This is a genomic window from Mesorhizobium sp. WSM4844 (assembly GCF_055811775.1).
This window is the reverse complement of record NZ_JBVVQB010000103.1, coordinates 1-9380: the sequence shown is the minus strand read 5'-3', so window position 1 is coordinate 9380 and position 9380 is coordinate 1. Positions and strand designations below refer to the sequence as shown.

5 protein-coding genes and 3 pseudogenes are annotated in these 9380 nt (G+C 57.4%); 5 read left to right on the top strand and 3 right to left on the bottom strand.

What is annotated here, in order from left to right; all coding sequences use genetic code 11:
- Positions 1-584 precede the first annotated feature (584 nt).
- Positions 585-1511 (top strand): annotated as a pseudogene (locus AC0L2A_RS35370) (IS481 family transposase); the annotation flags it as partial.
- 444 nt (positions 1512-1955) lie between these two features.
- Here AC0L2A_RS35370 and AC0L2A_RS35365 read toward each other — a convergent pair.
- Positions 1956-2501, bottom strand: coding sequence for a VOC family protein (locus AC0L2A_RS35365; protein ID WP_473612824.1), 546 nt, complete (start codon positions 2499-2501; stop codon positions 1956-1958).
- A gap of 76 nt (positions 2502-2577) precedes the next feature.
- On the opposite strand from AC0L2A_RS35365, the gene AC0L2A_RS35360 reads away from it, so the two are divergent.
- Positions 2578-2964, top strand: coding sequence for an MFS transporter (locus tag AC0L2A_RS35360; protein WP_473612823.1), 387 nt, complete (start codon positions 2578-2580; stop codon positions 2962-2964).
- Between the two features lie 632 nt (positions 2965-3596).
- Entirely contained in the window at positions 3597-5474 is a 1878-nt protein-coding gene (locus AC0L2A_RS35355) for an ATP-binding protein (RefSeq protein ID WP_473612822.1), read from the top strand.
- Positions 5475-5666: 192 nt separating this feature from the next.
- Here AC0L2A_RS35355 and AC0L2A_RS35350 read toward each other — a convergent pair whose 3' ends face one another.
- The gene (locus AC0L2A_RS35350) at positions 5667-6149 is read right to left on the bottom strand and encodes a hypothetical protein (protein WP_473612820.1); all 483 of its coding nucleotides are present in this window, start codon (positions 6147-6149) and stop codon (positions 5667-5669) included.
- A 512-nt stretch (positions 6150-6661) separates the two neighbouring features.
- On the opposite strand from AC0L2A_RS35350, the pseudogene AC0L2A_RS35345 reads away from it, so the two are divergent.
- Positions 6662-6925: pseudogene (locus AC0L2A_RS35345) on the top strand (transposase); the annotation flags it as partial.
- Between the two features lie 236 nt (positions 6926-7161).
- Here AC0L2A_RS35345 and AC0L2A_RS35340 read toward each other — a convergent pair.
- On the bottom strand, positions 7162-8214 hold the full coding sequence (locus AC0L2A_RS35340) for an IS110 family RNA-guided transposase (protein ID WP_473612819.1): 1053 nt from the start codon (positions 8212-8214) through the stop codon (positions 7162-7164).
- A 65-nt stretch (positions 8215-8279) separates the two neighbouring features.
- On the opposite strand from AC0L2A_RS35340, the pseudogene AC0L2A_RS35335 reads away from it, so the two are divergent.
- A pseudogene (locus AC0L2A_RS35335) lies at positions 8280-9210 on the top strand (IS3 family transposase); the annotation flags it as partial.
- Positions 9211-9380 lie beyond the last annotated feature (170 nt).

Genomic DNA, 9380 nt, shown 5'->3' with positions numbered 1-9380 from the left:
CGCATTCAACAGCACCTGGGGGTCGAGCTTGTCGAAGAACCGCTCACTCGGCCTGCCAGACGCCAGCGAGACTGCCGAGGGAAACGCACTCGAGACTTCGTTCAAAAAATTCATAACTGAACATTGCGATCTGTGATCCAACATCGAACCCTGCGTAGGACTATCGGCGAGCTGAGGACCACACCAGTGTCAGAGCGACGACATCATTGAGGCCCAAGGGCTCACGCATTTTCGCGGTTTATTCGCCAGAATGATCAAGCTGATCAAAAAGCACCCATCGTTTGATTGATGAATCCATCCTGCGCGCCTGAGTGCATGTCTTCGAAGCTGAGCCGCCTCTCAAAGCGAGAGGACTCGGATCCTATGAAGTTGGCAACCTGTCCACGCACACCTAGAGCTGACTGGATTTTGGGCAGTCATGAGACGATTTCTCCTCAACCGCGACCCAGATACACACATCCGAGCAAGTGCCGTGCCAAAGAAAAACTCATGCCAAAACAATTACGTGGCGCTACTAAGATGACTAGATGTTTGATCCCAGGCTTTGATGGGGCATCCTTCTCCTCCGAATCAAGGGATGCACTATGGGCCAGGTTCTTCATGGGAGCGCCACGACGACAGAGGCGGTCCGTCGAGCGATACAGCATAGTCAAAAGAGCCTGAGGGCGCTGGCCAAACGCTACGGGATCAACCAGAAGACGGTTGCCAAATGGCGGGAGCGGACCTCGGTGGCCGATCTGCCGACAGGGCCAAAGAGCCCCGCATCGACGGTTCTCTCGCCCGAGGAGGAGGCCGTCATCGTCGCCTTCCGGCGCTACACTCTGTTGCCACTCGATGACTGCCTCTATGCCCTACAACCGACGATCCCGCACCTGACGCGCTCGTCACTGCATCGTTGTCTTCAACGTCACGGCATCAGCCGCCTGCCGGACGTTGAAGGCAACAAGCCGGCAAAGAAGAAGTTCAAGAGCTATCCGATCGGCTACTTCCACATCGACGTCGCCGAGGTACGCACCGAACAGGGCAAGCTGCACATGTTCGTCGCCATCGACCGGACATCGAAGTTCGCCTTCGTCGAACTGCACGAGAAGGCCACCACCGCCGTCTCAAGAGACTTCCTGCTGCGCCTGATCGCGGCCGTTCCCTACAAGATCCATACCGTGCTCACCGACAACGGCATCCAGTTCACGACGCCCGGCGCCGGCGGTTCGGCCGTGCCATTGATCAAGGAAGCAATCGCCAACGGCGAACTCTTCCGCGCCCATGCCTTCGAATACGCCTGCGCCAGGAACGACATCGAACACCGGACAACCAAGGCAAGACATCCGTGGACCAACGGCCAGGTCGAGAGGATGAACCGGACCATCAAGGATGCGACGGTCAGGCGCTTCTACTACGAGAGCCACGACCAACTCCGCCAGCACCTTGCCGACTTCATCTCGGCCTACAACTTCGGCCGCAGGCTCAAGACCCTCAAAGGCCTCACACCCTATGAGTTCATCTGCAAGGTTTAGGCCGCACAGCCCGAACGCTTCAACCTTAATCCGCTCCAGCAAATGCCGGGACTAAACATCTAGTGTCCGACATTGTCGGACATTGGACGTAAGCATCTGAGGAAGGCTCGAGTTTGTCGCGCGCGGGCGGGCTGTCGGACAGGACGATGTCAGGTTCAGGCCAGAAGCTCTAAAGGCGATACCGTGGCGATCCAGGCGGTGGAGGTACGCTGATCCAAGTCTTCGCCGATTGCTCAACCCGCGCCCCACGGCGTAACAGGTCGGGGATAATTGCCGTTGGATGACAGTTCAGTGGCAGCTCACCGTGCCTGGCGCAGATCAGGTGACGCTTTCCTTTCGTCCAGTTGGAATGCCACCTTCGATCAGTCTTGCGGGACCCTGGTAGGCCGGCGGGCGCGCCTGAAGTCGGATTGCGAAACCCGGGGGACCACACCTCTTCGATCAGTATTTTCCCGACTGCTCAAGCTGCTCGAAAAGCTCTTGTACGTTGTCTTCAAGAAATGCTTCCTCTCCGTTCCGATGGATGAGTTCAAAACTTATCCCCGTATTAGCGCATCGAGAAGAGAATGCTTGTGCTAGGCCAGGTCCTTCAATAATGGTCGTGTCGAACGACAATCCCCGCGCTGTAAGCGTATTGACCGCCGCCGACACATCGTCGACAGATAATGCAACATGAGCTAGACCAACCCCGTAGTTTTGGACAAGTTGAGACACCTGCGACTCTGGCTCTGTGCCTTGGCAAAGCACAAAGCACATGTCGTTCCGAACCATGTCCGCACACACCATCCCAGTCTTCTTACCTTTTATATGCAATCGCCGCCTAAGCTTAAAACCAAGGACATCTTGAAACAGGTGGATAGCGTCGTCTAGTTTATGAACCGCCAAAGCTATGTGATCAATGCCGTGAAATCGAGGATTATGATGGCCATTTGCTTCGATAGATTCTTGCAGAGAGCCATCCGACGGCGAACCCACGGGATAAGTCATTTTGTGAGTCCTTCTGTTTAGGTGGACGCAGCCAGTTTAACGATCGAGCCATAAGCTGTTAACAGCCTGATTACACATGAGTAGCCTCGCGGACCGGAATGGTCCGTTTTTGCGTGGTCATGGACAATTTCTGCTCAGTGTGAGCGCGTTTGTCGATGAGATGCATGTAACATGCCAAAGCCCTTCAGCCTGGTGGTGGAGACTTACACAGCCGAGGTTGCCACTGGATCTGAAGCCCCGGAGCGGCCCTATCGCTGTAAAGCTTGTCTATTCCATAACTCGAGGCCTTTCTGGGCTGCATGCGCGCAAACCGGCGCGCTTTAGCCGCGCTGGCACACGGAACTGGACGCTCCAGCGAAGCGTTCAAACGCCTTCATTTTGGACAGCGACATTCCGTACGCCATACCTGGATGGACTTTCTTTCGCCACTACAATCGGCTCACGGCAGCGGACAAGGAAGTAGGCCGGCACCTTCTCGCCTTGCATCATGGAGAGCGTCCTCCAAGCACAGTGCTTTCGATCGAGCGAACGACCGAGACAGCTCGTACCCGTGCCCAACTATTAACAGTCTTCTCTCGCTCTCCAAGGTAGGTGACATCAATGATGAAGCTGCCAGGCGATGAAGACGTGCGATTATGCTGTGCTCCCCAAAGCACAAGGTTAATACGTTGCGCCCTCTGCAGGACCCGATCTCGGGCTGACGTTCCACACTGCCCTTTATGCGACTTTTCGAGCACAGACCAGGAACATTTGGCCGTTTTCCATTCATCGCCTAAGGCCAGTTTCGCGCTGAAAAGCCAAAATGCGAGAGTCAAAAGTGGCCGCAACGGGGCCGATAGCGATCAGGCTGCTTTGCCGCTTGGTGCGGCGGCCTGGGCCGCGCGAGCCAAGCCTCATGAAGATGCAAGGCACCCTCGGTGCCTGTCCCCCCAGCGCCTGCCGCTAGACGAAGGGAGCGACGCCTTCGCGTCGCGCCTCTCTCCCGTGTGGTTGGCATATCAACTCCCTGCGTTAGAGAGTGAAAAGGGTCTTCTAAGCCATTGCGGCAATAGCGGCCCACTTGCTTGCCAAGGGCCGCCTCATTAGACAGTCGTCATGGCACGGATTAATCTCAAGAAGTTCATCGCCGAACATTACAAAGGCGGCGTGACGGCGCGGGACGTGATCCGTGAGGGGATCACCAATTCGATCCACGCCGGTGCGAACGAGATTTCTGTCGATCTCTGGTTCGAGAAGCAGTCGGATCTGTTGGGCGATGAGGTGCGCAACGTCCTAGACCGGATTACTGTTTCCGACAATGGCGAGGGGTTCACCCAGGATAATCTCAACTATTTCGATGAGATCTGCACAGGCCACAAGGACGATATCGGTGGTAAGGGTGTCGGCCGTCTTTCCTTTCTGAAATATGCTAACCGCGTCGAGGTTCGCAGCCAACTACCCACACATCTGGTCGAATTCCGTTACACTCCCGACTTTAAGCCGGAAGATGTTAAGCGGACGGCGACTTCGGGAAAGCTGGAGACAACGATAACGATTTCCGAGCTCAGGGAGAAAATTAACACGCAGGTTACCAAGCTCGTCAGTTCGATGTGCGACGACCTGCGTCTATTGCTGTTTCTGAAGAAGCAGGCCGGAAAGACGATCTCGATTACCTTCACCCACAATTCGAAGCAGCCCTTTCCGGATACATTCGTGTTGTCAGGCGAGAAGATCGAGGCGCTGAAGACTCGGTCGTTCGAGGTCAGCGGCGAGACGTTCGACTGCTATCTGTTCCGAGAGGAGGCCCCGCGCAAGGGGATCGTCGCGATGCTCTGTGCCGACCAGCTATGCGTCGAGGAGTATCAGATCAGCAAGCGGTTCGACATCTGCCGCTATCTCATCTCGATCACCTCGACCTATCTGAACCGCAGCTCCAATATTGAGCGCCAGAAGCTCGAAATTCCAAAGACGGCCTCCGACGCCGATCTCGTGTCGCCGATCAGCCGCGACATGCTCATGCCGCGCATCCACGAAGAATGCCTGGCCATGATCAACGAGACGGCGGAAGGCGACATCGATGCGTTCAAGGCCGCCAATATAGAGAAGCTTCAGAAATACTATCCGTTCATCACCGTCGATTCCCTGAACGGAGATGCTGCGATGTTGGACGCTGACGAGATCGTCAAAACCTATCGGGCGCAGCAGGCGCGGCGAGAAGACCAACTCGTGGAAGACATGGTCGAAGGCCGCAAGGTCGACTTCGACGATATCTCTCATCTCGCCAGCGACGATCTGGCCCGCTTCATTGTCCATCGGGCACTAGTCATCGACTCACTAGCCAAGATGCCGCGTGAATCTGCGGAGCACGTCCTTCACGATGCGATCCTGAAAAAACACAGCGATGGCAGTAATATCCGCGAGAACAATGTCTGGCTTGTAGACGACAAATTCCTGTCCTACTCCAGCATCTACAGCGACGAGACCCTAGCGAAGATCGTCCGCGATGTCGGCATCGAGACAGAGTCGAAGCAGCAGCGCAAGCCCGACGTCGCGGCCTTTTTTTCCAAGGATAATGAGGGGCATCCCAACAGGCTAGTCATCATCGAATTCAAGAAGCCCGGCGCCGACATCTTCGACAACAACAAGGCGCTCCTGCAGTGCCGCCTCTATGCCAGCGAGCTCGTCGACCGGATCGAGACGGTGCGAGAAGTGTTCGCCTTCTCGGTCGTCGAGATCGATGACGAATTCTACAAAGACATGAAGCGTACCGGGTTCAAGGACGTGTTCTCGCTAAGCGAACGGGTGGTTTATGACGACTTCGTCATCGGCACAGACGACGATATCCCGCTGCACCTTTATGTAATGCCGGCCGCCTCGCTTATTACCCACGCCAAGGCGCGCAACCGAGTTTTCGAGGAGGTGCTGCGGTTCAACATGGCCCAGGCCTCGACTGCGGTCGTAGTCCCTGCGCCGAATCCTGTGCCAGCCGAATAATACTCAAGACTTCAAGCTCACGATCCGTCGAAGCCGGGAAAAAGCGCAACTTTTGTCCCTGAAGGACTGAGAAATGGTGCTTGTACGGTCGTGCCTCACGAGCGAACAGTCAGCTTACCTCGAGAAAGTTGCTCATCGAAGGACAATCCTCGACCATCTGCTTGACTAAGCCAAATTATGGCTCCGGAAGATTCATGCCGGCTCGGCTACGGCTCTTTCAGACCTCTCGATTTGCGCTTCAATTTTCTCCTGGGTAGTTTTGGTGGCAAGGTACTCAACCAATTCTGCAGCGTGGTTTTCGCAGCCCTTTGCCTGCTTACGAAGAAGCGAGACGTGGTCAAAAAGTTCTTGCGTTGTGCAGAGGCCTATTGGAACCAGGGACCGTTCGCCGTTCCGAAGCACAGGATACGATTTGGCCAAGCGAGTATGGCCGGGAAAAACCATCTGCGGGGACGCAGGATCGTCACTCATGCCCACGCGCTTCAACATGCGTGTAACGACATCCACAAGTTCTTTCTTGGCAAATGCTCTATAGAAGTCGGCATGCGGGCCTGTCAGAGGTTTGTCTTTGAATATCTCCTCAACGATTTCGCTCGGCTTCGCGATCTGGCCGGCCTCCATCCGTTGCCCGATGAGTTTATGCAGCTCGGACAAAAGCGCAGAGTCTTTGGCCATGACTTCTATCCCATCAATTGTTGAGTGATGAAGGTGGTAAAGCCTAAACGGCCGTCAATCCGTTTCGGGGGCCACAGCATCCAAACTAAACGTGAATCACTGGTAAGTTGATCGGGTATCATCTGCCGATTCTAAGATTTGTCAAAGTCGTTGTTCTGATTTTGTTCGAATTTGCAGGGGGCACGACACAGGCGAACGTCGGGCGGCTGCCGGGACAATGCTGCGAAGTCCGACTGATGGATCGCCGGCAATCCTATAGTTAAATGGGTACCGAATTCGAGCGGCGGGGCGCCGGCGAATTGAATGTCCGCTCTTCGTGCGCGGCGGTGAGCGATTGGATGACCGGCATGCGGCGAAAAGCGGTCATCCTTGGCCTTATCTGCGATTGTTTGCTTTGAGCCAAAAGGGGCGACCCGCCATTGGTCTTGAAAGGAGGGCCAAAGCCCCATGACCTTGCCCCTGCGATCTAATCCGGTTTGAAGTTCGTTCTGGCCCATCGAGAGGACCAGGACATGAAACGTAGCCGCTTCTCTGAAGAGCAGATCATCGGAATTTTGAAGGAACACGAGGCCGGGGTATCGGTTGCCGATCTGTGCCGCAAGTACGGGGTCAGCGACGCCTCGATCTACAACTGGAAGGCCCGCTTCGGCGGGATGGATGTGTCCGAGGCTCGGCGGCTGAAGGCGCTGGAGGACGAGAACACGCGGCTGAAGCGGCTTCTGGCCGACGCCATGCTCGACAATGCCGCGTTGAAGGATCTTGTGGGAAAGAATGTATGGTCCGCCCCGTCCGTGCAAGGGTTCGCGACATCGCCGATGACGATTCCAGTTGCATAAATGTATCCGGCCTCTCGCGAGTGAGCTGCTGTTGCAGCCAGGCCATGATGAGATCCGCGCACGCCGTTCCCAATAAATGGTTCGGGCACGAAGCCCGCTTTTTTGCACAGGGCTTACGGCATGCTGATCCACTGTTTCGCATCACTATTCCCGAGCCTTGCAATCGAGCCGGAGCGTCAGGCGAAAGCAGGGTCCCTGCGTTCGTAGAGCGCTCCCGGCTTGGTCAGGACAACCCAGACAATGCGCGCCATCTTGGCGGCAAGTGCGACAACAGCTTTGTTCGGGTGCATACGGCTCTGCAACCCGTCAAGCCAGCTTCCCAGGCGATCCCGGGTTCGATCCAGGTGACGGAAGCATGATCGCGCGCCATGAACGAGCAGCTTGCGAACGTAGCGGTTCCCGCGCTTGCTGATGCCGAGTAGCTTCTGCTTGCCTCCGGTCGAGTATTCTCGAGGGACCAGCCCCAGCCATGCGGCCAGGTCGCGAGCCTTCTGGAACTGGCATCCGGTGCCGACGGCCGCCAGTAGCGCGGTGGCTCCCAACGCGCCGATTCCGGGGATCGTCATGAGCCGGCGGGCAACATCTTCTCGGTCTGCGATCGCTGCGATCTCCCTCGTCACGTCGTTGATGCGCTGCTCCAACTGGCGCAGATCTGCGAACAGGTCCACGAGCAGTTTGCGCATTGCCGGCGTGAGGTCATTCGAAAGGTCATCGAGAACCAGTGGCAAGTCGAGCTTGAACAGTCCGGCGCCCTGTCTCAATGCGATGCCGTATTCCAGGCAGAATGCTCGCATCTGATTGATCAGACGGGTTCGCGTGCCGATCATCTGGTCGCGCACCCGATGCAAAGCTTGGAGGTCGGCTTGCTCCTCGCTCTTGATCGCGGCAAATCGCATCGTCGGCCGCGTGGCTGCTTCGGCGATAGCTTCGGCATCGATGATGTCGCTCTTGTTCGACTTCACGTAGGACTTCACGAACTGCGCTGGGATCAGGCGAACCTTGTGCCCCAGTGCCTGAAGTCTCCTGGCGATCCATTGCGATCCAGCGCACGATTCCATCCCGACGATTGCCGGCGCTGCCCGCTCAAAGAACTTCATCAACGTGTCGCGTCGGAAGCGAACTCGCTGGACGGGCTCGCCGTCGCTGTCCAAGCCGACGACGTGGAAGATGTTCTTGCCGATATCGACACCATAGACGGCCGCAGGGCGCGGCGCATTGCGTGGGGACATTGCAACCTCCTTTGTTGTGACTACCCAGATGATGCTGCGGGAGGACGGGGCGGACCATCCCATTAATGGTGACGCCCGCGGCCAAGCGGAAAGCTGTCGCCCGCCTGAAGGAAGGCTTCGGGATGAGCGAACGGCGGGCGTGTAAAGCCATCGGCTGTTGCCGCATGACGGTTCGCTACGAAACCAGCAGGCCGGACGACCGCGAGGTTCGCGAGCGGATGAAGGCGATCGCGCAGGAGCGTCGTCGGTTCGGCTACCGGCGTCTTCTCGTGATGCTGAGGCGGGAGGGCCTGGTCGTGAACCACAAGAAGCTGTTCCGGCTTTATCGGGAGGAGAAGCTCGCCGTTCGCCGCCGTGGCGGCCGCAAAACGGGCGATCGGGACCAGGGCGCCGATGCTGGTTCCGCTGAGGCCCGACGAGCGCTGGTCGCTTGACTTTGTATCGGACCAGCTCACCGACGGGCGCCGCTTCCGCATCCTGGCCGTCGTCGACGACTGCACGAGAGAGTGCCTGGCACTCATCGTAGATACGTCTCTCTCGGGCATGCGGGTTGCCCGCGAATTGGACCGGCTCATCACCGAGCGGGGCCGGCCGAGAATGATCGTCAGCGACAATGGCAGCGAGTTCACCTCGAACGCCATCCTCTCCTGGGCGGTTCAGAACCGCGTCGAATGGCATTACATTGCGCCCGGCAAGCCGATGCAGAATGGCTTCATCGAGAGCTTCAACGGCCGACTGCGCGATGAACTGCTCAACGAGACGCTGTTCACCTCGCTGGCTCAGGCGCGCGTCGCGATCGCCCTGTGGCACGCCGACTACAACACCGCGCGGCCGCACTCCCAAATCGCCTGGCAGACACCGGCCGAGTTCGCCAGCACCTTCAACCCGCGACGGTCGCTCGCGCTGCGCTATGCCAAAGGCTCTGCGCCAGCGCCGGTCGCTTCACCCGCCCAGCAGGGCACAACCCACGCCGGAAACGAACTCAAAACTGGATAGAAACTGGGGCAACGTCACCCACCAGTTCGTTGTCCGGACGAACGCCGCAGTCCGGCCTCGAGCGAGCGATCAGCGCGGCTCAACGAAACGTGGAAGCTAGAGCACGTCCCGTGATCGATGAATCGATTGTGATGTGACGACGAGCTTCTCCGGTGATTCAACATCCACCT